This is a genomic window from Magnetococcales bacterium (genome assembly GCA_015231175.1).
Taxonomy (GTDB): Bacteria; Pseudomonadota; Magnetococcia; order Magnetococcales; family DC0425bin3; genus HA3dbin3.
This window is the reverse complement of the sequence record JADGBZ010000009.1, coordinates 1-20,662: the sequence shown is the minus strand read 5'-3', so window position 1 is coordinate 20,662 and position 20,662 is coordinate 1. Positions and strand designations below refer to the sequence as shown.

The following is a 20,662-nucleotide window of genomic DNA, read 5'->3' as shown; positions in this document are numbered from 1 at the left end:
ACCCCACCAGGGCGCTGCCCTGGACAAAGCCAGGGCTCTGCCCTGGACTAAGCCAGGGAGCCAGCCCCCTGAACCCCGATTCGTTGGCGGGTGGTGAATAGTTACGTATTCTTTTAAGAAAAGCCAGGATATGAAAGCCTTTGTCGGGGCTTCGCCCCGAACCCCACCAGGAGGAAGGGCGCAGCCCTTCCTCCTGGACCTCCATCCCAGTTTTTCAATCGAATGTCCAACGACGATCAGCAACGGCGCCTGACAGCGGCTTTGAGCAGGGCGCCCCAGGATTTGCAGTTGCGTTACGATCTTGCCGCGCATCTGTGGGAGAACGGCTCCTTTCATGGTGCCCGGGAGGTTCTCTCCACCCTGCTCAGCGTGGCGCCGGATCAACCTGAAGCCAACTTTATGTTGGGACAGTTGTTGTTGTTGTTGGGCCGGTTTGCGGAGGGGTGGGCGCGCTATGCCTGGCGTTACCGGATGGAGTATGCCAGGAAATTGCTTCCCGGGATGGCCCAACCGTATTGGCAGGGGGGTGACCTGGCTGGAAAAACCCTGTTGGTGTTTGGTGAGCAGGGGTTTGGCGATACCCTTCAGTTTGCCCGCTTCATTCCTTTGCTGCGGACAAGGGGGGAGGGGAAGATTGTGGTAGGGTGTTCGCCCCCTTTGCAGCGTTTGTTGCTGAGTTTGCCGGGTGAGGCGCCGGTGGTCAGCAATCCGGTTGCAGCAGGGCCATTTGATTGGCAGGTTCCGGTCAGCGACTTGCCCGGATTGGTGGGTGCGGATCTGGCCCTGCTTGCTGCGCTGCCGGTTCCTTATGTGTGGGCCGACCCTGCTGAAGTGGAGCGGTGGCGCTCCTGGCGGCGCCAGGCGGTGACGACACGCTGGGCCGTTGGGGTGGTTTGGGCAGGTCGCCCGACCCATGCGCATGATCGGCGGCGTTCGATACCCTGGCCGGTTTTTTCCCGCTTATGCCGGTTGTCGGATGCGACTCTGGTATCGTTGCAACTTCCCAAACCGTCGCCGGAGATCCTTCAGTCCGGTGTGTTGGAGGTCAGTGACGTATTGGTGGATTTTGCCGCCACGGCAGCCGCCATGATGGCATTGGACCTGATTGTGACGGTGGATACGGCCACGGCCCATTTGGCCGGAGCGTTGGGCCGACCCGTCTGGACCCTGTTGCCTCGGGTACCCGATTGGCGCTGGTTGCTGGAGCGCACGGATTCACCCTGGTATCCGAGCATGCGGTTGTTTCGCCAGCAGACCCCGGATGATTGGTCGGAGGTGATGGATCGGGTTGTTGCGGCGTGGGAGGTTTGGACGGCAACCCCAATGACTGTTGCCGTCCAGTCGGCTCATTCCGCTCGTGATCCTGCTGCCTGGGATCCCTTACGGCAGGGTTCGCCATGGCGTTGGCCAACCGGTATTTTTTTTCCACCCCAGCCCCCCTTGCAGGAAGAGATGGCCTGTCGGTGTTGCAAGGCGCACGCTCGTTGGGCGGCAGCGGTGGATTTTTCCCGTTGCCAGGCCGATGCTGTTGGCCTGCATCTGCCCCATGCCGGGACGCCGGTGGATTATTATCACTGTCCGCGCTGTGGTTGCCGGATGACCCGCTTTTTTGACCTGTGGGAACCTGCCCGTCTGCATCAATCTGCCGTTGACCCCTTGCGTACTTTGGCCGCACCGGGTCGCGCCGATCCACGGCAACGCTTGTGGACCATTTTACAAACCTGGTTGGCTCCTGGCCCGGACGCTCACCGAATTCTGGTCATCGACAGCGTAATTGAATTTTGGGAGGGCAGCGAAAAGGGAGGGGGCTGGCAGTTGTTGTGTCGGGAACCGTTCCAGGAACTTTTGCCTTTCGTCAGCCATTTGGCGCCTTTTGGGGTCATTGTTTTGGTCGATACTTTGCACCGTCACCCCTGGCCCGACGTTTTTCTCAAGGAGTTGACTGCCATTCTGGCGCCCGGAGGCACGCTTTTGCTTGCCCTGGATGCGGCCCCCGAGGAGGCCAATGCTCTGGTCTTTCCGGCCTATACGCCGCGCAATGGTTTGGCCGTGTTGCATACCTGTCGCAGTCTGGAGACTTTGTTTCGTCGGCACGGTTTAAGCTGGAGGCAACCGGAACCGGGCGTGCATGTGGGGAAACGGTCAATCGTGTGACGATAACGCATCGGGGTCCAGGGTGCTGGCTCCCTGGCTTTGTCCAGGGCAGCGCCCTGGCGGGGTTCGGGGCGAAGCCCTGACAAAGGCTTTCATATCCTGATTTTTCGAGTACTGGGCCACGCATCGGGGTCCAGGGTGCTGGCTCCCTGGCTTTGTCCAGGGCAGCGCCCTGGTGGGGTTCGGGGCGAAGCCCTGACAAAGGCTTTCATATCCTGGCTTTTCTCACAGGGTTCGGGGCGAAGCTCTGACAAGGGCTTTCATATCCTGGCTTTTCTCACAGGGTTCGGGTCGAAGCCCTGACAAAGGCTTTCATGTCAAAGTGTTTGACCGGGGTGTTTCAAGGGTTCAGTGCCCACCCAATCGTCACGTCCGAAATCAACTTTCACTTTCAGGTCCAGGGTGTAGGCGATATCAGCCAAGGTTTCCAGGGTCATGTTGCGATGGCCGCTCAGCACCTGGGACACAAAGGATTCACTCTTCCCAAGACGATCGGCAAGTTCTGCCCTGGTAATGCCATTTTCTTTCATGCGGACGCAAATGTTTTCGGTGGTATCGAGGATGAAAGCATCACGATGAAAGGATTTTTTATTTTCTGCCTTCCTTCATACTCGGCCTTGACGCGCAGCACCCTTTCCTTGTCTTCAGAGTTCATTTTTTTGCTGGTTTTTGAAGACGGTGTGACCGATGACGAAATCGCCTTTTCGTTTGCCGCAGAACCATCCATTTATCATCGTCAATCCGTCAAGTAAACCATGGATCGACACAAGATCGACATAACATTGACGATTTACGGTTTGGCACCGATTCTGGATGCTCTTGTCAGGAGTCGGTCATTGTGGAGATGGGCGTTGTATCTCGGTCGTTGAGGTGTGATTTAGATGAGTTCTCTCAAGCCAACCCACAAAAAACGATCTTCACCGCAGCTACCTTCATCGCAGCCACCTGACCTGCCATGGGAACCTGTGCCTTGTTTCTTCGACCAGGTATCGGCCTTGCTGTCGGCAGGAGAGGCAGCCGAGGCCCTGGTAGCGGCTCGGTTGGGATTGGCGCAAGAGCCTGACCATGCACCGTTGTTGAATCTGGCGGCCATTTGTGCGGTACGCACCGGGGAGTTGGCTGCTGCGGAGGGGTATTGGCGGCGGGCCTTGGTGCTTGCTCCGGATGGGGCGGATATGCACAACAATCTGGGGATTTTGCTGCATGATCGACAACGTTTTGACGAAGGCGAGGCATTTTTTCGCACGGCGTTGCGCCTGCGACCGGACTATCCCGAGGCTTGTTTAAATTTGGGTAACCTGTTGCAGACGCGCAAAAGGTACCGGGAGGCCGAGGAGGCCTACCGGGAGGCATTGCGTTTGCGTCCGGATTTTGTCGAGGCGTACAGCAATCTTGGCAGTTTGTTGCATGGCGAGGGGCGTCTGGTTGAGGCCGAGGCGGCGTTGCAACAGGCTTTGCGCTTGCGGTCCGATGATGTCGATGCCAGTAATAATTATGGGAATTTACTTGAGAAACTAGAGTGTTATGATGAGGCTGAGACCTGTTTCCTACAGGCGGTATGTATGCGACCTGAGCAGGTTGTTGGTTATCTCAACCTGGGGGGATTGTATGACAAACAGCGCCGCTATCCGGAGGCCATCACGGCTTACCTGGAGGCCTTGCGCCGGCGGCCCCAGGATGCCGATGCTTTGTTCTTCTTGAGCCTCACCTTGCTGAGCCAGGGCCGGTTTGCCGAGGGGTGGCCGCTTTATGAAAATCGTTACAACGTGGGAAAAAAGGAGCCGATTCTGCTTCTGCCCGATCTTCCTTTTCCGCAATGGCGTGGCGAGGATCTTAACGGCAAGAGCTTGCTGGTGTTGCAGGAACAGGGTTATGGCGACGAGATACAGTTTTGTCGTTTCTTGCCCCTGCTCAAGGCGTTGGGTGTCAAGTATCTGACCGTGGTATGCAAAAAACCTTTGTTGCCGTTGTTTGCTGAAGGGTTGGCAGTGGATCGGGTTTTGACACAGGATGATCTGGATGTTGACGGGATGCCGCAGCATGACGCCTGGACCTTGTTGCTTAGCATTCCTTTGCATCTTGGCATCACGCTGGACAATCTTCCGGCGACGTTGCCCTATCTGCACCCTTCGCCGGAACGGATGGCCTGGTGGGCGGAGCGGATGCCGCAGGGGGGGTGTCGCGTCGGTCTGGTATGGCAGGGAAATCCGGGGCATTTGAACGATGCTCACCGCTCCTTGCCAGGTTTGGCGACGTTGGCGCCGCTGTGGCAGGTGCCGGGTGTGGTGTTGATCAGTCTACAGACTGGTTTGGCGGATCGACCGGAGCGTGTGCATCTGCCTGGGCAACCTGTGGTGGATTTGGGAGCGCAGGTGCGGGATTTTGCCGATACGGCGGCCATTGTGGCACAACTTGACTTGGTGATCGGGGTGGATACGGCAGTACTGCACCTGGCGGGGGCCCTGGGCAAGCCTGCCTGGGTGATGCTGCCCTGTTTTGGCACGGATTGGCGTTGGTTGGAGCCGCGCCCCGACTCCCCCTGGTATCCAGGGGTCATGCGGCTTTTTTGGCAGGAACGCAGCCATGTGTGGGGGGATGTGGTGGAGGAGGTCAGGGCAGCGTTACAGGCATTTGTGCCAGCCCGACAGCATGCCTGAGAAAGGAAAGGCGAAAAGTGTGCTGAACAGTCTCCACGTACTGGCTTTTTTTGCAAGGGTACTGACCAGACTCATTTTTCGCATTTTGTATCAGGCCATGACATCGATATGAAGTGGCATTCCCGTGGGCATGCTGTGGCCATCGGATGGAATTTTGGTCAACAGCACCTTGGCCAGGCTCTGGTCCGCCAGTTGGTCGGCAACCTGGCGTACCGAATCTGCTGCGTGGAGGGTGACCTTGTCACGGACAAAGGTTCCGGATGTTGCCGTGTCGATGCGGGTATCGGGCGGGGGCAGGAATCCGCCGTGTGTTGCCTGATACGACCTGTTGGCGGACGGGTTGAGGAATGGGGAGGGGGGTGTTTGTATATCCATCGGGATCGCCTGTTTTTTTTCACGCCGTATTGGATCAAACGTAGAGTCCGTCGCTCAGAGCCAGGCGATAGTGGAGCAGGAATCCCCTGCGTTTGAGGTAGGTGTTGGGTTCCAGGAATGGCCGGCAAAATTTCAGGGCTTCCATGAGGAAGGTGATCTGGTCCAGGTAGGAGAAGCTCTCCTCGGTGTAGATATCGAAGTAGTTCGAATCGGCTGGAGAGATGCAACCGATGGGGTTGTTTTGTGCATCGTAGAGGGTGTTGTTGGCAGCGCTTTGCGCCAGGAAAGGGGCCATACTGTCGAGCAGTTCCAGACTGTTTTGACCCGTTGTGGCTTCGGACCAGGCACGATGGACCGGAGCGGGGGCGTTGGGAGGGGGGAAGGTGGTGGCGGGAAGTTGTCCCGGGGCCACGGCGAACGGGTTCAGCAGGTGCATGGCCTGGGCCTCGTCCAGGGTTTCGATTCGGAGAGGCTGGGTCAGGTCATGAACCCTGGTCAGGATGAGGAGTTCCCGCCGGGAGAGGGTCGCAAGAAAGCCCAGGGCGCTGTTGTGGGTGGTGTTGGTGCGTGCGCGGTGGATCAGATCGGCGAACAGTTCGACCTCGGCGTCCGGGATGTTGCGGGAGTGGAGATGGCCGATGGTCCAGTCCGGCAGGATTTCCCGGATGGACGGTTTGGCTGACATGTCGTCGGCGGTATCCACCATTCTCAGGTAGCGCGACATGCCCGCGGATGCAGGGGGGGAAGCGGAAGGTAGGCGTGAGGCGGAGCTTTTCATGGTGGCAGACCCCATTTTTTTTGTTGTCCATGGCGCGGGCGTGCGCAAGGGGGAGTGGTCGATGATTGGCGAGAGTGACCTTCTCCACCGCATTTGTTTTTTTGATCGCAATATACATGCCAGTTGCGGGAATGGTGTCGATCGGATGGGTGATCGAGGTGGAAGGGAGCTGCATGGTCGCCATGGAGCAAGAGTTGCCGGGGGTGGTGCGGCCAAACGGCAAGGAGGTTGCATACATCCGATGAGCAATTTTCCGACTGCCACCTTGCCTGGGATGGGGAAATGGCGTATGCTGCCTCCCCGTTTGGCTGGACAGGCATCGGCTTTGCGGGTTTGCCCGGGGTGTAGCGCAGTCTGGTAGCGCATCGGTTTTGGGAACCGAGGGCCGGAGGTTCGAATCCTCTCACCCCGACCATTGCTTGACGATGGACGTTTGTGCGGCGGGATTCGGTCCCGGGTCATGGGTTGCGATGGGGTATCCGGCGGTCCAGGCGCTCGTAGCTCAACGGATAGAGCAACGGCCTTCTAAGCCGTAGGTTGCAGGTTCGAGTCCTGCCGGGCGCGCCACGGCGGATCGTGGTTCGAGACCGGGTGGATGGTGTGGTTTGGCCTTGATTGTGCATTATGGCGGACGTAGCTCAGTTGGTAGAGCTCCGGATTGTGGCTCCGGCGGTCGCGAGTTCGAGCCTCGTCGTTCGCCCCAAGTTTTTCTGAGGCGCAAGCCCGGTCGTTTTTGGCAGGACCGGGCTGTTTTTTTCTGTTTGGCCGCGCCCACTCCCGTGTTGCCCGCCGGCTTGCGAAAGTGGCGGAACTGGCAGACGCGCTGGACTTAGGATCCAGTGCCGTAAGGCGTGGGGGTTCAACTCCCCCCTTTCGCACCATCACCTGCGGCCACAACCATTCACCATTGCGGCGAGAGAGAACATGGAAGTTACGGTTGAGAAATGCGGTGTTTTTGATCGGCAGGTTGTTGTTCGCATACCAGACAGCGAAGTGACTTCTTTGCTGGATGCCGAGTTTGGCCGTCTGTCCCACTCGGTGCGCATGCCGGGCTTTCGTCCTGGCCGGATTCCTCGGCACCTTTTGGAGGCGCGTTTTGGCCAGGAGGTCAAGGCTGGTGTGGCTGAACAGCTTTTCAAAGGCTCCTACCTGAAAGTCCTGGAGCAGGAGTCGCTGTTGCCGGTGGATATGCCGAAAGTCAACCTGGGGAACATTCAGCGCGGCGAGGCGTTTGTCTATACCGCCACGTTGCAGGTTTATCCCCAAGTGGAACCCAAAAATTATCAGCGGATTTCTGTGCAACGGCCTCGGGTGACATTGGCCGACGCAGATGTCGACCGGATTCTGGAACAGATGCGCGAGAGCCTTGCCACTTATCATGCAGAGGCGGGTCGTCAGGCTGTTGACGGGGATCAGCTTTTGCTCGACTTTGATGGCAGCGTGGATGGCCAGCCGTTTTCAGGGGGACAAGCCGAAGGATTCAGCCTTGTTCTGGGAAGTGGCCGGTTTATTCCGGGGTTTGAGGAGCAGTTGCTGGGCGCAGTGGCGGACGAGGAGCGGGTGGTTGCGGTGACTTTTCCCGAAACGTATCACCACCACGAGCTGGCCGGGAAGGAAGCCAGGTTTGCCTGCAAGGTGCGGGAGGTCCGGCGACCGGAGCTGCCACCCATGGACGACGACATCGCCGTCAAGGCCGGCGTCAAGGAAGGTGGGTTGGCGCAGTTGCGGCAGAATGTGCGCAACCAGCTGGAAGAATCTGCCCGTGATCTGGTGGAGCAGGTCGTTCGGCGGCAGGTTTTGGATGTCCTTGTGCGCGAAAACCAGATTGAGTTGCCCAGCCAGTTGGTGGATCGGGAGTTGGAGGGTTTGGTGCAACGCGCCAAGACCGGGCAGTCGCCGGAACGGGATGCGGTCATCGAGGCGGAAGTTCGCCAGCAGCAACGCCCGGACGCCGAGAGGCGGGTTACCCTGGGGCTGTTGTTGGGCGCCATCTCCCGGAAGGAGTCCATCCAGGCCGACGAAGCTTCCATCTCTGCCTATCTGGACAAGATGGTGCTCCAGTTTGGTGAGCATGCGCAGCAGATGCGCAAGTATTTTGAAGAAAATCGGGAGCGGCGCGAGGAGATTGTCGGCATCGTGCTGGAACACAAGGTTCTGGATTGGCTTGTGGAACATGGGGAGGTCACCGAGGAGCCTTGCACCCTGGAGGAGTTGAAGGAACGGCAGAAAGCTGTTGCCAATTGAATTCCGAACATGCTTAATGGTTCCTGGCTGGTTTGAGTGTTTGCACCTGGGCGATGGTTTCTGACATGTGGAGGCCGGCTGTGGTGGGCTTGGGCTGGCGTGTGACAAGCATGGCATTGAACTTGCGGGGGGTGTAGCGTACTGTACCGGCTAGAGATGTTTCAGGGACGCGGTGCGACACAAGGAAAGGGACACACCGATGAATTTGGTTCCCATGGTCATAGAGACCACCAACCGGGGCGAGCGGGCTTACGACATCTACTCCCGGTTGTTGAAGGAGCGGGTCGTTTTCATCGTCGGAGGGATTGACGACGCCAGTGCCAATCTGGTGGTCGCGCAGCTGCTGTTTTTGGAGTCGGAGAACCCGGAGAAGGATATCCACCTCTACATCAACAGCCCTGGCGGCGTCGTCACGGCGGGGATGGCCATCTACGACACCATGCAGTTCATTCGCCCCGATGTCAGTACCCTGTGCATTGGCCAGGCGGCCAGCATGGGTGCCTTGTTGTTGGCGGCTGGCGCCAAGGGGAAGCGTCTTGTTTTGTCGAACTCCCGCGTCATGATTCATCAACCCTCGGGCGGGTATCAGGGGCAGGCCACGGACGTGGAGATCCACGCCCGGGAGATGTTGCGCATGCGGGAGCGTCTGAACCATATCCTGGCCGACCATACGGGCCAGCCTCTGGAGCGCATTGCTCAGGATGTGGAGCGGGATTATTTCATGACCAGTGAGGAGTGCTGTCAGTACGGTCTGGCGGATCGGGTCATCATGCGGCGGGAGCTGCCCGAAAACGCCGAGACTTGAGGAGCCACTGCCATCCATGACGGCGGCGAGCTGCTGCCATCCATGACGGCGGCCTGGTATCGGATCCATCCATCGGCACAGGTTTGAAGAAAGATCCATGGGCAACAAGAATCCCCCCGAGTCGGGCAGCATTTTGCACTGTTCTTTCTGCGGCAAGAATCAGCACGAGGCGCGCAAGCTGATTGCGGGTCCGTCCGTGTTCATTTGCGATGAGTGCGTGGACCTTTGCACGGAGATCATTCGCGAGGACAAGGGGACGCTGCTTGCCGAAAAGAGGGTGGGCGTTCCCAACCCGTCGCAAATCAAAAAGGTGTTGGACGAGTACGTCATTGGCCAGGATCATGCCAAGAGGGTGTTGTCCGTTGCGGTTTACAACCACTACAAACGTCTGGAAAATCGGGAGGTGGACAAGGACGAGGTGGAGATCATCAAGAGCAACGTCTTGTTGATTGGTCCCACGGGTTCCGGCAAGACGCTCCTGGCGCAGACTTTGGCGCGCTTGTTGGAAGTGCCTTTCACCATCGCCGATGCCACCACGCTCACCGAGGCGGGTTATGTGGGCGAGGATGTGGAGAACATCATTCTGCGCCTGCTCCAGGCAGCCGACAACGACGTGGAGAAGGCCCAGCGCGGCATCGTTTTCATTGACGAAATCGACAAGATCTCCCGCAAGTCGGACAACCCATCCATCACCCGCGATGTTTCCGGGGAGGGGGTGCAGCAGGCTCTGTTGAAGATCATCGAAGGGACCATTGCCAGTGTTCCTCCTCAGGGTGGGCGCAAGCATCCCCAGCAGGAGTACCTACAGGTCGACACCACCAACATTCTGGTGATTTGTGGTGGCGCGTTCAACGGACTGGAGAAGGTGATCGAGCGTCGTTCGGCCCTTTACCATGGGATCGGTTTTGGGGCGCAGGTCCGGATGGGTGGATCGGACCGGAAGGTCAATGAGCTGCTGAAATTGTTGGAACCGGAGGATTTGCTGCAATATGGTTTGATTCCTGAGTTTGTAGGCCGTCTGCCGGTGGTGGCCACCCTGGAGGATCTGGACCTGGAAGCCCTGGTCCGCATTTTGACACAGCCCAAGAATGCCCTGATCAAACAGTACCAGAAGCTCATGGAGATGGAGGGGGTCAAACTGACCTTTACGGATGATGCCCTGCGCTCCGTGGCCAGCAAGGCCATCAAGCGCAAGAGCGGCGCACGCGGTTTGCGCGCCATCCTGGAGACGGTCCTTCTGGATGTCATGTTTGACATACCTTCTTCCACCGGTGTGACCGAGGTGGTCATCAATCGGGAGGCGATTGAAAATCAGGCGGAGCCCCTTTTGATTTACGGGGATGCCCCCATGGAAGCCAAGGCATAAGAGGGAGGATTGGCAATGGATCCCAAAAAGATGGACCTCGACACCCTTTTTCGCATGCCGTTGCTGCCTTTGCGGGATATTGTCGTTTTTCCCCACATGATCGTCCCCCTTTTTGTGGGTCGGGACCGGTCCATCCGCGCCTTGGAGGCAGTCTCGGGGCGTGATGACGACCGTCGCATCCTGCTGGTATCGCAGAAGGATGCTTCCACGGACAATCCGGAGGAGGAGGACATCTATCAGGTCGGGGTGTTGGCGACGGTGTTGCAGTTGCTGAAACTGCCGGACGGAACCATCAAGGTTCTTGTCGAAGGTTCCCATCGTGTGCAGATCCAGCGTCTTTTGCAGCAGGAACCTCATTTCATCGCCGAAGCCCAGTTGCTTGAGGATGCTGCTCACAATCCGAACGAAGCGGAAGCGTTGATGCGGTCGGTGATCAGCCAATTCGAAGCTTTTGCCAAGCTGAACAAGAAGGTGCCTCCCGAAGTCTTGATGACCTTCCAGACCATCGAGGATCCCTCGCGTTTGGCGGACACCGCAGCGACCCATCTGAACCTCAAGGTGGCGGACAAGCAGGCGCTTCTGGAGCTGCCTTCCGTAGTGGCCCGTCTGGAACGTCTCTTCGTGGCCCTGGAGCAGGAGATCGATGTCCTACAGGTGGAGAAGCGTATCCGGGGCCGGGTCAAGCGGCAAATGGAGAAGAGCCACCGGGACTATTACCTCAACGAGCAGATGAAGGCCATCCAGAAGGAGTTGGGGGATCGGGGGGAGGATGAGGGCGAAAAGGATGAGATGACCGATCTGGCGGAAAAGATCGAAGCGGCCCAAATGTCCGAGGAGGCTAAAAAGAAGGCCGATTCGGAGCTGAAAAAACTCAAGCAGATGTCTCCAATGTCGGCGGAAGCCACGGTGGTGCGCAACTACATCGACTGGCTGGTGAGTCTGCCCTGGAGCAAAACCACGGAGCTCAAACACGATCTGAGCGATGCGGAGCGCATCCTGGAGGAGGATCACTACGGTCTGGAGAAGGTCAAGGAGCGTATCGTCGAGCATTTGGCGGTGCAACAGAAGGTTGAAAAGATCAAGGGGCCGATCCTGTGTCTGGTGGGCCCTCCTGGTGTGGGTAAGACCTCTCTGGCCAAATCCATTGCCCATGCTTCCGGGCGCAACTATGTCCGGATCTCGCTGGGCGGTGTGCGTGATGAGGCGGAGATTCGTGGTCATCGGCGTACTTATATCGGATCTCTGCCCGGCAAAATCATCCAATCCATGAAGAAGGCGGGCAGCAACAATCCGCTCTTTCTGTTGGACGAGATCGACAAGGTGGGTGCCGATTTTCGTGGTGACCCGTCCTCGGCCTTGCTGGAGGTATTGGATCCGGAACAGAACAACACCTTTTCGGACCACTATCTGGAGGTGGAGTTTGACCTCTCCAAGGTCATGTTCATCACCACGGCCAACAGCCTTTCCGTACCGCGTCCCTTGCTGGACCGCCTGGAGGTGATCCGTCTGGCGGGTTACACGGAAGATGAAAAGATCCATATTGCCAAGCGTTATCTCGTTCCGCGCCAGATGGAGGCGCATGGACTGAAGAAAGGGGAGTATCTCCTTTCGGATGCTGCATTGGTGGAGACCATCCGGTATTACACCCGTGAGGCAGGGGTGCGGAACCTGGAACGGGAGATTGCCACGCTTTGCCGCAAGGCGGCCAAAGCCCTTCTGACCGAGAAAAAACGGACCCGTTTTTCTGTGGGAACCAGCAATCTGGGTAAATACCTGGGTGTGCGGACCTACCGTTTTGGTTTGGCGGAAGAGAAGGATCTGGTGGGCGTGGCCACGGGGTTGGCCTGGACCAGCGTAGGCGGTGAGTTGCTCTCCATCGAGGGGATTCAATTGCCGGGCAAGGGGAAGTTGACCATCACCGGCAAGCTTGGCGATGTCATGCAGGAGTCTGTGCAGGCGGCCATGAGCTATGCACGTTCCCGCTCCAAAGATTGGAAGCTGCCGAAAAATTTCTTTCAAACCAAGGATATTCATATCCACGCTCCAGAAGGGGCCACCCCCAAGGATGGCCCATCGGCGGGCATTGCCATTTGTACCGCCATTGTCAGTACCCTGACCAACGTTCCCATCCGCAAGGATGTGGCCATGACCGGGGAGATCACGTTGCAGGGGCGCGTCCTGATCATCGGCGGTCTGAAGGAGAAGCTTCTGGCCGCGCATCGGGGCGGGATTCGTCATGTCTTGATTCCCCAGGAAAATGTCAAAGATCTCAAGGAGGTTCCCCAGACGATTTTGAAAGATCTGGAGATTCATCCTGTGGGGCACATGGATGAGGTCTTGGCCTTGGCTTTGGTTCATATGCCCAAGGATGTTTCCCGGGAGGGGACGGAGGAGGAACCGGAGGGTGAGGGTGGTGAGACCGGTGAGGAGGATGGCGATGCCCTGAGCGTGGTCCAGACAGCGGTGGAGCCAACGGAGCCGCCTGTCGAATCCCCCTCCATAACCCATTGAAGTGATCTCAGAGTTGTGTCACGTTGTGAAAAGTGTATGAAGGGCCGCACTGCCGCTTGACAGAAGGGGTTGTAACCCGATATAAGGCAAAATCGGTTTGAAATCACTGGATTTATCCATTTCCGAGGAGGCGAGAACCTTGAACAAGACAGATTTGATTGACCATGTGGCGAAAACGGCTGGGTTGACCAAAGACAATGCGGCGTCGGCGGTGGATGCCGTGATGGGTGGTATTACTTCCAGCCTGAAGGCGGGAGAGACGGTCAGCTTGATTGGTTTCGGCACGTTTTCGATTTCCGAACGTGCGGCCCGGACCGGGCGTAATCCGCGCACGGGGGCAGAAATTCAGATCGCTGCCGCACGTCTGCCCAAGTTTCGTCCCGGCAAGGGGTTGAAGGACGCCGTGGACGGCAAGTAGGGTTTTTCCCGAGGCCCTCACTCCTCCGGGAGGGGGGAGGGGGCGGATAGCTCAGCTGGGAGAGCATCGGCCTTACAAGCCGGAGGTCACAGGTTCAAGCCCTGTTCCGCCTACCAGTCATGATTTTTACAGGTCTATGTAAAAAAACCCCGTAAAAACACGGGGTTTTTTTATCCTGCCGTGTGCTGGGATGTCTGTTGGCAACCAGATCCTTTGGCGGTACTTTTGACGGGACATTCCACCGCAGCCATGGGAGATACCTTCGAATGAAAGTGGTCGACTGGCATTAACAGTTCTGTTAATATTGCAGCATAAACAGCAACGAACTCCTGCGGAAGCTGGAGAAAATGGGCGTTGAGGTCGACGTCAGCCATGGTAAGGGTTCGCACGCTAAAGTGATGCTGAATGGGAAAATTTCTCACATCCCGAGGCACGGCAACAGAGGTGTTCCGACCGGCACTATCTGCAGGATATGCCGTCGACTCGGTATCGATCCGAAAGATCTGTGAGGGGTGAAAGAAATGAAAAACAGATTGAGTTATCCAGTTGATTTTATTGAAGAAGACGGTTCAATCCGCGCCATCTTCCCGGATTGGGACGCCACCGAGACCTTCGGCGACACTGAAGATGAAGCCTTGATTATGGCGCAGGATCTATTGGAGACAATGGTATCCTCAGCTGTGGCCGATAATCGCCCCATTCCGCACCCATCTGCCGCGAAGCGCCGCCCGACTGTCAGCCTGTCGGCGGTCAGTGCAGCCAAGGTTGAGTTGTATCTGGCCTTGCAGAACTCCGGAATGCCGCAGGCGGAACTGGCACGGAGGCTGGGGTGGCACCCGCCTCAGGTATCTCGACTTTTGGATCTCCGCCACAAATCAAAGATGGATCAGTTGGAGCAGGCCCTGGCTGTGCTCGGCAAGCGATTGGTGATTTCCATTCAGGATGCAGCGTGATAGGGCGGTATTGTCACTCACGTCCGACTGCTCTTATTTTTTTGACAGTATATTTGGCGGCATATAGAGGGTTTTCGTAACTATTCACCACCATTTCAAGAAAAGCTTGGACAGGAAAGCCTTTGTCAGGGCGCAGAAAGGGATGTGTGTGGGCTGAGGATCATGTTGCAGGAAATCAGATCGGGTCGCTGGCAGGAAGCTGGGAGCGGGCTTTGGCGGCGTTGGTTTCAGGATGATGATTTTGACCTGTTCGTCTGGGAGGACGGGGAGGGTCGGGTCGTGACGCTCCAACTGGCATGGAATCGTCAGGGTGCGGAGCGATTGGTACTGTGGGAACGCGACAGGGGGTGCAGAGGTCTTGGTGTGGTGGACCAGGGGGAGAGGGATCCGAGCCGGAATCACTCCCCGGTTTTGTCAGAGGAAAATTTGTCAGGGGAGAAGGAGGAAATGCTCCAGGGGCGTGTGCTGGGGAAGCTGCGTTCCGGTTGTGCGGGGCTGCCGGAGGGGGTGCGTCAGGCGGTTGGGGCGTTGTTGGAAGCCGTCAACTCCAACCGGTAGGGGGGTCGTATACCTTGGCGGGGTCATGGTCGCGGGTGGCGAACTCTTGTATTTCCTTAAGATATTGAATATTGTGCAATTTATAGAGGTCATCTTCGGGTTTGCCACCGCGTTTGCGGCACACCACGGCGACCGGGCCGTGCTCGGCGTATTTTTTCTCATGTTTGCGCATGCGCCGGAGGACATCTTCCGGGAGAGTGGCGTCCTGAGGGAGGATTTCCCAGCCTGGCTCAAGAGTGCCGCTGCTGCGGCGCACAAAGACTTTCGGGAAAGATTGGTCCGTTGGTGTTTTGACGGGGGCATGCTGGATTTGCAAGGCCAAAAAATCTTCTTCTGCACGGACGACGACGCAATGGATGTCAACGAAACATGCGTTGATGGGCAGCAGGGGGTTGAGCGAGATGCGGACAACTCCTGGATCCCCCTTGGCTACGGCGAGGCTGGGTTTTGAGCTGCTGGCGGGCTGAAAGCGGATGCCACGATAGCTGACATCCTGCGTTGTTCCTTTCAGAATGGCGCCCGATGCCATGCTGAGGATCGAAGGGGAGCGGAAGTGGGGCCGGGGAAAGCGCCGCCTTTCTTCTCCTTGACCCTGTTTATCGGGGCTGTGGACGCCCCGGGCATGCACGAGGGTGACATCGTCGTCATCTGATTCCGCCATGATGATTCTGCCTTGGATCCGTCACGTATTTCCAACGCCACGAGGGAAGGGTAGGCTCCTCTGCGCGGAGCAGGGGAGCTTCGCCTTCGCTAGCATGTCCCGTGCCGATAAAGATCCTGAATCGGGAAGAAAAGTCAATGCGTGCCGCTCTGGAGACATGGCCCAGGTTTTGCCTGACCACTGCCGCGCAAGTGATGGGTGTCAATGAGCTGAGGCCCAGGGCTTTGTTTTAGGCTTTGGCCTGGAGAGCTTCGCCTGTTCGACGGTTTTTGACAGGGGTGGCTGGGTGGGTACAACCAGTGGTGCGGAGGTGCGGCAGTGGTGCACGGTGTCGTTCATGGCAAACGCCTTGCGGTTCTGGCGGTTGTGACCTTGTTGAGCTTTGTGAGCGTTGGCGCCTTGACAGGGACATGGTCGGTAGCGCTGGTGGTTCATATTGTCCTTGGGGTGGGCGTTTTTCCGCTTTTGACTGCCATGATGATCCATTTCACATCTGTTTTGACGCGCAGTCGGCAAGCCGAGGGTTTGGTGGCCTGGTTGCCTGTGTTGGCCATGGTAGTGGGGCTTATGGCTGTATTGACCGTGGGTTTTGATCGTCGCATCGGGTTGGTGGGGGCTCCATTGGGGTTGTTGATTGGGTTGATCCTGCTTGCCTGGATGCATAAATGCGCCAGGCAGGCGTTGGGTGGTGTGCATCCGGGTTTGCGTTGGTATCAGGGATCGGCCATGTTTCTGGTTGTGGCCATGTTGGCCATGGAGGTTGGCTTACAGCTGCCGGAGCGCTGGCTGGTGTTGCGCGGGGTGCATCTGCATTGCAATTTGCTGGGATTTTTGGGGATGGCGGCGGTGGGTACATTGCAGGTTTTGCTGCCGACGGTTGGGGGCTACACCGACGCTGATTCCGGGCGGCGTTTGCAACTGGATTACAAATATGCTGTGATGGGTACCCTGGGGGCTGCGGTCGGGGCGGCGTGGTTTCGGCCTCTCTCCTTGGTTGGTTTGGCGTGTTGGTTGATTCCTGTTGTACATTTGGCGGTCTCCGTATTGCGTCACCGGCCACGCATCTGGTTTGAAGGGGGGGGGCTTTTTCCTTTGTTCGGAGCGCTGCTGGGTTATCTTTCTCTGATGTTGTCCGGGCTTCCCGTCGCTTTGGGGTGGATGGATCCGGCACGGATGGTTCCCCTGTTTTTCATGGCTTTCCTGTTTCCATTGGTCACGGGAGCGTTGGGTTATCTGCTGCCGCTCTGGTTGCGGCAGGGGGATGGCTCCGCCGGTTTTCATGCCCGGGATCGGCAGGTTCTGGCCCGAGGCAGCCGGTGGCGCACCCTGATTTTTTTGGGGTCGGGCGTGGCGATGGCAGCGGGAGAGGGTTGGTCGGTCTATCTGGCCGTGGTAGGGTTGGTCTGGTTTGTCGTGCAGGTCATGGTTGTGGTGATCTCGGAGAGCCGATCTTTGGGCCGCAACGCGGTTTAGCCCGGATTCGGGTTTGGTGGTGGAGTGTGGTCATGAGTGTCAAAGCCAAATCGTTGGTCATATTGTTGACCCTCTGGACGGCTGCAAGTTCCCTTCCGGGATGGGCGGCGTCGGATCGCGAGGCCTGGAATCAGCGGGTGGCGGAGATCGACGCTCTCCACCAGGAGCAGGATGTCAACAAGGTGCTGGAGGCCACGGAAAATTTTTTGACCTGGGCGCGTCGCCAGTGGGGCAAGGGCCACCCCAACCATGCCGAGGCTTTGAGCATGACGGCCAAGCTTCATTTTCTTCATAACCGGTGGGACAAGGTCGAGGGGATGTTGCGCGAGTCGTTGGCGATCCGGGAGCGGGTTTATGGGCGGGAGCACCTGAAAACGGTGGATGCGTTGGAGGCCTTGGCGGCTTTTTACATTGCCGATGAGCGGATGGACGACGCCGAGCCTGTGTTGCGGGCCACGTTGGAGGGGCGGCGGCGCCTCCTGGGAGGGGAACACCCCCTGTTGGCCGACTACATGGGGAACAGCGCCCGTCTCTACCAGCGACTCAAGTTGTTGGATCGGGCGGAAACCTTGTTCCGGGAGGCTTTGGCCTTGTTGGATCGCATCCATGCGCCGGCGGATGGCAAACGTGAGGATGCCATGATCGGCCTGGCGGAGATCGCCACGGAGCGGGGTGATATGGCCCAGGCCGAAAGCTGGTACGAACGTGCCTTGCAATGGCCTGGCATCGAGGGAGATGCGGGCCGTTTGAAAAAGGCGCAGATCCGGGGTCAGCTGGGGATCATGCTTTGGCGGACCGGTCGAGAGGCCCAGGCGCGCCAACTTGGAGAGCAGGCCCTGAACGAAGCCCGGGCCATTTATGGCAATGAGCCGGCCCGTTTGGCTGTGTGGTTGAGCAATCTGGGGCGTCTGCACTACAAAAACGGCGATTATGCCCAGGCATCGCTCCTGTTGAACGAGGCGCTGGCAAGTGCCGGGAGGCAGTATGGGTCTGACCCTGCCAATGGGTTGATCAAGGCCATTCGGCGCAACCTGGAAACGTTGCATAAGGGGGTGGTCTTCACCCACAAGGGGGAGTCGGCACGCGATCCTCAGACCTGGTCTGAGGGGGAGAGGAAGCCGGTTTCCACACCGCCTTCCGGAGCCGCCATGCGGGTGCCGGGCGTGTCGAACAGGCCCGGACGCGGTGCCGGTGCTGTTTCTCCCACGGGTCCAGCGGGGGCGCCGTCAAGGCCTGGCGCCCGGGAAGTGGTCCAGGGGGAGGCGGCATCGGGGGTCGATGGTCCCACAGGAGAGGCGCAGGAGATGTCCGGCGAGGTGGATGACCCCGTTTGGGAGCCCGAGGATATCGAGATCGACGATGCACCGCTACAGGAGGGGTCCGATGCAGCGGTCGAAGCGCCGATCTCTGCCGTGACACAGGTTTCCGACCAGATGGCAGCCTTTCCGGTGTCGGCTGGGGTGCCGTATCAGGGGGGGGGTGCGCCCCCCCCAACCTCGGCCATGGTCGAGAAACCCAACCTGGAACGGCCAGCGCGTGCGTCGATCGTCTCAACCCCTTCCGGGGTCATCCCGGAGGGTACAGGGAGAAACAGTCCCGATACGAGGGGATCGCCAGGCAGTCATGCGCCTCTCCAGGGGTCGAGAGAGATCCACGATGATCGGGGTCGGATGGGTGGTGGAGAGGGTTCGGGGCGTATGCCACGGCGGAACGAGTATTATCTCTCCACGGGCTGTTTTGGTGAGAGTGAATTTTTGCACCAGGCCAGGGATCGGATCAAGCAGCTTGCCTTGCCAGGATTTTATACCCGGGTGCATGTACGCGGTGGCCAGTTGACGTGTGTTTTTGTCGGTCCTTACAGCGAAGAGGGTGCAGCACAACGTGCCATGGTCCGGTTGCGCGGTGATGGGGGCATGACAGGTTTGGAGATGCACCAGGCGACCAAAGATTGGTAAAGGGGATCTGATGTGGGTGCTGACGTTGGTCAAGGGGTGGTGGTCCATACGGCATCTGTCCGCAGGAGTGGCTTGCGGCTGATTCTGGAGCTGTTGCCGCTGGTGTTGTTTTTTGTCGCCTATCGCCTGGATGGCATCTACACGGCCACGGGGGTTCTCATGGCCGGCATGACGTTCCATGCTGGATACATGTGGTTGCAAACGGGGCGTCTATCCGCCGTGCAGGGTGGGATGACTTTGCTGGTGTGGATCTTTGGCGGGGCCACGTTGATTTTGCGGGATCCGGATTTCATCAAGCTGAAGCCAACCGTGTTGAACTGGATTCTGGCGCTGGTGTTCTTTTTCAGCGCCTGGGGTCGGCGGCCACCTTTGGTGCAGCGTTTATTGGGTGGTCAGGTGGCGTTGTTTCCCCCGCAGTGGGAGGTATTGAATCGGGCATGGGTGGTTTTTTTTATCTTTTCGGGCGGATTGAACCTCTGGATAGCCTGGCGTTATGACGAGTCGGTCTGGGTCCATTTCAAGATGTTCGGTTCGTTGGGCTTGATGCTTGTGTTTCTGCTCGTGCAGGGGATATGGCTGGCGCGTCAGGTTGGACCGGAGAGATCGCCTGCCGACGACGCAGACGCATGGCGTTGAGGTTTTCTGTTGCTCGTGCAGGGCGGGGATCCTGCTGGTCGGGCGGTGTGGTTGTCGCGGAGTGGGGGAGCGGGCGGGCTCCCGGGTCGGGGGTTGCAGACCCGGGGATATTCAGGGGGGTTGCGTCATGAGACGGGTTTGCATCGTTGTTGGCGGGGGGCGGTTGGCGTTCGAGTTCGACGATGGAGTCGGTCAGGAAGCTGTGAAATCCGCGGTTGGCGGCATGGATATACTGCCGGGTGCGGGGCCGGTCCGGGTAGACGGGCCCTTTGGGAAAGGTGCGTTCGTAACGTTCCAGGAGCCATAGGGCGGCCAGATCCGGCCAGCCGGGGTGGTGGAGGTCGTCCTCCGGATCCAGGTGCCGGATCCAGCGGTACACGAGCCAGGCGCCGCCCAGGCCGAGCCCGGTGACGGCGAACTGCGCAAGGTAGGCGATTTCTTCCGCACCCGGGTGGTCGGCGGCGTCGATCAGGTGCATGACCAGCGCCCATCCCAGCAGGAAGCCGCCGCCCAGCAGGGCGGCCAGGGCGCGATGGGTTGTGTGACCGGATGAAGTGTGTTGCATATGTCGGGTTCTCTCGTTGGCCGGGGCAAAACAAATCGGGATCCAGGGGCTGGCCTCTTGTCAGGGCCTTGGACGCCGCCCTGGTGGGGTTCGGGGCGAAGTCCTGACAAAGGCTATCAGTCACTATTCAACACCCGACCACGCATCGGGGTCCAGGGGGCTGGCTCCCTGTCTTGGTCCAGGGCAGCGCCCTGGTGGGGTTCGAGGCGCAGCCCTGACAAAGGCTTTCCTGTCCAGGCTTTTTTTTGGTGGTGTCCTACGTTGACCTAACTGGTCTAGCCGGGAACAAAACCCACTCTTCAGTTGACCATACATGATCCGCAAAACCTGCTGCCATAGCTGGTGTCCGGGCTTTCCACCGTCCCAGTTCCTTGACACGCAGTGTTCGGACCGGCCAGCAAAAATTGTAGCTGTACCCGACAAAATACGTCAATGCGTTGTGAACATCCCAATCTTTAGAAAATTTTAATGTTTTTCGAGCTTTACGGGCATTCTGATGACGATCTGTCCCATTGTGACGTTCAACGAATGAGGTGTTGACCGTAGAGCTGAC

At 58.4% G+C, this 20,662-nt stretch carries 19 protein-coding genes and 5 tRNA genes; 18 read left to right on the top strand and 6 right to left on the bottom strand.

Annotated elements, in window-relative coordinates:
* Positions 1-222: 222 nt before the first annotated feature.
* Positions 223-2,154, top strand: a complete 1,932-nt coding sequence (locus HQL63_03495) for a tetratricopeptide repeat protein (protein ID MBF0175897.1) — start codon at positions 223-225, stop codon at positions 2,152-2,154.
* Between the two features lie 317 nt (positions 2,155-2,471).
* Here the strand turns inward: HQL63_03495 and HQL63_03490 are convergent, their stop codons facing one another.
* On the bottom strand, positions 2,472-2,684 hold the full coding sequence (locus HQL63_03490; protein ID MBF0175896.1) for a helix-turn-helix transcriptional regulator: 213 nt from the start codon (positions 2,682-2,684) through the stop codon (positions 2,472-2,474).
* Positions 2,681-2,881: a hypothetical protein gene (locus HQL63_03485; GenBank protein MBF0175895.1), complete on the bottom strand. Its 201-nt coding sequence runs from the start codon at positions 2,879-2,881 to the stop codon at positions 2,681-2,683. Before HQL63_03485 ends, HQL63_03490 begins: the two co-directional genes overlap by 4 nt.
* A 154-nt stretch (positions 2,882-3,035) precedes the next feature.
* Between HQL63_03485 and HQL63_03480 the strand changes: the two genes are divergently transcribed.
* Positions 3,036-4,811, top strand: coding sequence for a glycosyltransferase family protein (locus HQL63_03480; protein MBF0175894.1), 1,776 nt, complete (start codon positions 3,036-3,038; stop codon positions 4,809-4,811).
* Between the two features lie 90 nt (positions 4,812-4,901).
* Here the strand turns inward: HQL63_03480 and HQL63_03475 are convergent, their stop codons facing one another.
* A complete protein-coding gene (locus tag HQL63_03475; GenBank protein ID MBF0175893.1) occupies positions 4,902-5,186 on the bottom strand; it encodes a hypothetical protein in 285 nt (94 codons plus the stop codon).
* A 34-nt stretch (positions 5,187-5,220) separates the two neighbouring features.
* Entirely contained in the window at positions 5,221-5,910 is a 690-nt protein-coding gene (locus tag HQL63_03470; protein ID MBF0175892.1) for a hypothetical protein, read from the bottom strand.
* Between the two features lie 392 nt (positions 5,911-6,302).
* Here HQL63_03470 and HQL63_03465 point away from each other — a divergent pair.
* From HQL63_03465 to HQL63_03405, 13 genes are all read left to right on the top strand, one after another.
* A tRNA-Pro gene (locus HQL63_03465) sits at positions 6,303-6,379 on the top strand.
* Positions 6,380-6,455: 76 nt separating this feature from the next.
* Positions 6,456-6,531, top strand: a tRNA-Arg gene (locus HQL63_03460).
* Between the two features lie 60 nt (positions 6,532-6,591).
* Positions 6,592-6,667 (top strand) — tRNA-His (locus HQL63_03455).
* A gap of 93 nt (positions 6,668-6,760) precedes the next feature.
* A tRNA-Leu gene (locus HQL63_03450) sits at positions 6,761-6,845 on the top strand.
* Between the two features lie 43 nt (positions 6,846-6,888).
* Complete coding sequence (tig, locus tag HQL63_03445; protein ID MBF0175891.1) at positions 6,889-8,208, top strand: trigger factor; 1,320 nt, start codon at positions 6,889-6,891, stop codon at positions 8,206-8,208.
* Positions 8,209-8,407: 199 nt separating this feature from the next.
* Complete coding sequence (gene clpP / locus HQL63_03440) at positions 8,408-9,013, top strand: ATP-dependent Clp endopeptidase proteolytic subunit ClpP (protein ID MBF0175890.1); 606 nt, start codon at positions 8,408-8,410, stop codon at positions 9,011-9,013.
* A gap of 97 nt (positions 9,014-9,110) precedes the next feature.
* Positions 9,111-10,379: an ATP-dependent Clp protease ATP-binding subunit ClpX gene (gene clpX / locus HQL63_03435; protein ID MBF0175889.1), complete on the top strand. Its 1,269-nt coding sequence runs from the start codon at positions 9,111-9,113 to the stop codon at positions 10,377-10,379.
* Between the two features lie 30 nt (positions 10,380-10,409).
* On the top strand, positions 10,410-12,890 hold the full coding sequence (gene lon, locus HQL63_03430) for an endopeptidase La (protein MBF0175888.1): 2,481 nt from the start codon (positions 10,410-10,412) through the stop codon (positions 12,888-12,890).
* A 139-nt stretch (positions 12,891-13,029) separates the two neighbouring features.
* Complete coding sequence (locus tag HQL63_03425) at positions 13,030-13,308, top strand: HU family DNA-binding protein (protein ID MBF0175887.1); 279 nt, start codon at positions 13,030-13,032, stop codon at positions 13,306-13,308.
* 40 nt (positions 13,309-13,348) lie between these two features.
* Positions 13,349-13,424: transfer RNA gene (locus HQL63_03420), tRNA-Val, on the top strand.
* Positions 13,425-13,655: 231 nt separating this feature from the next.
* The gene (locus tag HQL63_03415; GenBank protein MBF0175886.1) at positions 13,656-13,817 is read left to right on the top strand and encodes a hypothetical protein; all 162 of its coding nucleotides are present in this window, start codon (positions 13,656-13,658) and stop codon (positions 13,815-13,817) included.
* A gap of 12 nt (positions 13,818-13,829) precedes the next feature.
* Entirely contained in the window at positions 13,830-14,261 is a 432-nt protein-coding gene (locus tag HQL63_03410; protein MBF0175885.1) for a type II toxin-antitoxin system HicB family antitoxin, read from the top strand.
* Between the two features lie 162 nt (positions 14,262-14,423).
* Positions 14,424-14,819, top strand: coding sequence for a hypothetical protein (locus HQL63_03405; GenBank protein MBF0175884.1), 396 nt, complete (start codon positions 14,424-14,426; stop codon positions 14,817-14,819).
* Here the strand turns inward: HQL63_03405 and HQL63_03400 are convergent.
* Entirely contained in the window at positions 14,803-15,480 is a 678-nt protein-coding gene (locus tag HQL63_03400; protein ID MBF0175883.1) for a PilZ domain-containing protein, read from the bottom strand. The two genes, HQL63_03405 and HQL63_03400, sit on opposite strands and share 17 nt — an antisense overlap.
* Positions 15,481-15,801: 321 nt before the next feature.
* Between HQL63_03400 and HQL63_03395 the strand changes: the two genes are divergently transcribed.
* The 3 genes from HQL63_03395 to HQL63_03385 are packed head-to-tail and all read left to right on the top strand — an operon-like array spanning position 15,802 to position 19,544.
* Positions 15,802-16,953: a hypothetical protein gene (locus tag HQL63_03395; GenBank protein ID MBF0175882.1), complete on the top strand. Its 1,152-nt coding sequence runs from the start codon at positions 15,802-15,804 to the stop codon at positions 16,951-16,953.
* Between the two features lie 32 nt (positions 16,954-16,985).
* Positions 16,986-18,908: a tetratricopeptide repeat protein gene (locus HQL63_03390; GenBank protein ID MBF0175881.1), complete on the top strand. Its 1,923-nt coding sequence runs from the start codon at positions 16,986-16,988 to the stop codon at positions 18,906-18,908.
* 12 nt (positions 18,909-18,920) lie between these two features.
* Positions 18,921-19,544, top strand: a complete 624-nt coding sequence (locus HQL63_03385) for a septation protein IspZ (GenBank protein ID MBF0175880.1) — start codon at positions 18,921-18,923, stop codon at positions 19,542-19,544.
* On the opposite strand, the gene HQL63_03380 is transcribed toward HQL63_03385, so the two are convergent.
* A complete protein-coding gene (locus HQL63_03380; protein ID MBF0175879.1) occupies positions 19,426-20,109 on the bottom strand; it encodes a hypothetical protein in 684 nt (227 codons plus the stop codon). The two genes, HQL63_03385 and HQL63_03380, sit on opposite strands and share 119 nt — an antisense overlap.
* Positions 20,110-20,662 lie beyond the last annotated feature (553 nt).

What these genes read in the sequence shown, in the direction of transcription:
- HQL63_03410 (MBF0175885.1), top strand. Translation starts at nt 13,830, where the DNA reads ATGAAAAACAGATTGAGTTATCCAGTTGATTTTATTGAAGAAGACGGT.
- HQL63_03415 (MBF0175886.1), top strand. Translation starts at nt 13,656, where the DNA reads ATGGGCGTTGAGGTCGACGTCAGCCATGGTAAGGGTTCGCACGCTAAA.
- tig (MBF0175891.1), top strand. Translation starts at nt 6,889, where the DNA reads ATGGAAGTTACGGTTGAGAAATGCGGTGTTTTTGATCGGCAGGTTGTT.
- clpP (MBF0175890.1), top strand. Translation starts at nt 8,408, where the DNA reads ATGAATTTGGTTCCCATGGTCATAGAGACCACCAACCGGGGCGAGCGG.
- HQL63_03480 (MBF0175894.1), top strand. Translation starts at nt 3,036, where the DNA reads ATGAGTTCTCTCAAGCCAACCCACAAAAAACGATCTTCACCGCAGCTA.
- HQL63_03390 (MBF0175881.1), top strand. Translation starts at nt 16,986, where the DNA reads ATGAGTGTCAAAGCCAAATCGTTGGTCATATTGTTGACCCTCTGGACG.
- HQL63_03400 (MBF0175883.1), bottom strand. Translation starts at nt 15,480, where the DNA reads ATGGCGGAATCAGATGACGACGATGTCACCCTCGTGCATGCCCGGGGC.
- HQL63_03490 (MBF0175896.1), bottom strand. Translation starts at nt 2,684, where the DNA reads ATGAAAGAAAATGGCATTACCAGGGCAGAACTTGCCGATCGTCTTGGG.
- HQL63_03495 (MBF0175897.1), top strand. Translation starts at nt 223, where the DNA reads ATGTCCAACGACGATCAGCAACGGCGCCTGACAGCGGCTTTGAGCAGG.
- HQL63_03405 (MBF0175884.1), top strand. Translation starts at nt 14,424, where the DNA reads ATGTTGCAGGAAATCAGATCGGGTCGCTGGCAGGAAGCTGGGAGCGGG.
- HQL63_03485 (MBF0175895.1), bottom strand. Translation starts at nt 2,881, where the DNA reads ATGGATGGTTCTGCGGCAAACGAAAAGGCGATTTCGTCATCGGTCACA.
- HQL63_03475 (MBF0175893.1), bottom strand. Translation starts at nt 5,186, where the DNA reads ATGGATATACAAACACCCCCCTCCCCATTCCTCAACCCGTCCGCCAAC.
- HQL63_03470 (MBF0175892.1), bottom strand. Translation starts at nt 5,910, where the DNA reads ATGTCGCGCTACCTGAGAATGGTGGATACCGCCGACGACATGTCAGCC.
- HQL63_03380 (MBF0175879.1), bottom strand. Translation starts at nt 20,109, where the DNA reads ATGCAACACACTTCATCCGGTCACACAACCCATCGCGCCCTGGCCGCC.
- lon (MBF0175888.1), top strand. Translation starts at nt 10,410, where the DNA reads ATGGACCTCGACACCCTTTTTCGCATGCCGTTGCTGCCTTTGCGGGAT.
- clpX (MBF0175889.1), top strand. Translation starts at nt 9,111, where the DNA reads ATGGGCAACAAGAATCCCCCCGAGTCGGGCAGCATTTTGCACTGTTCT.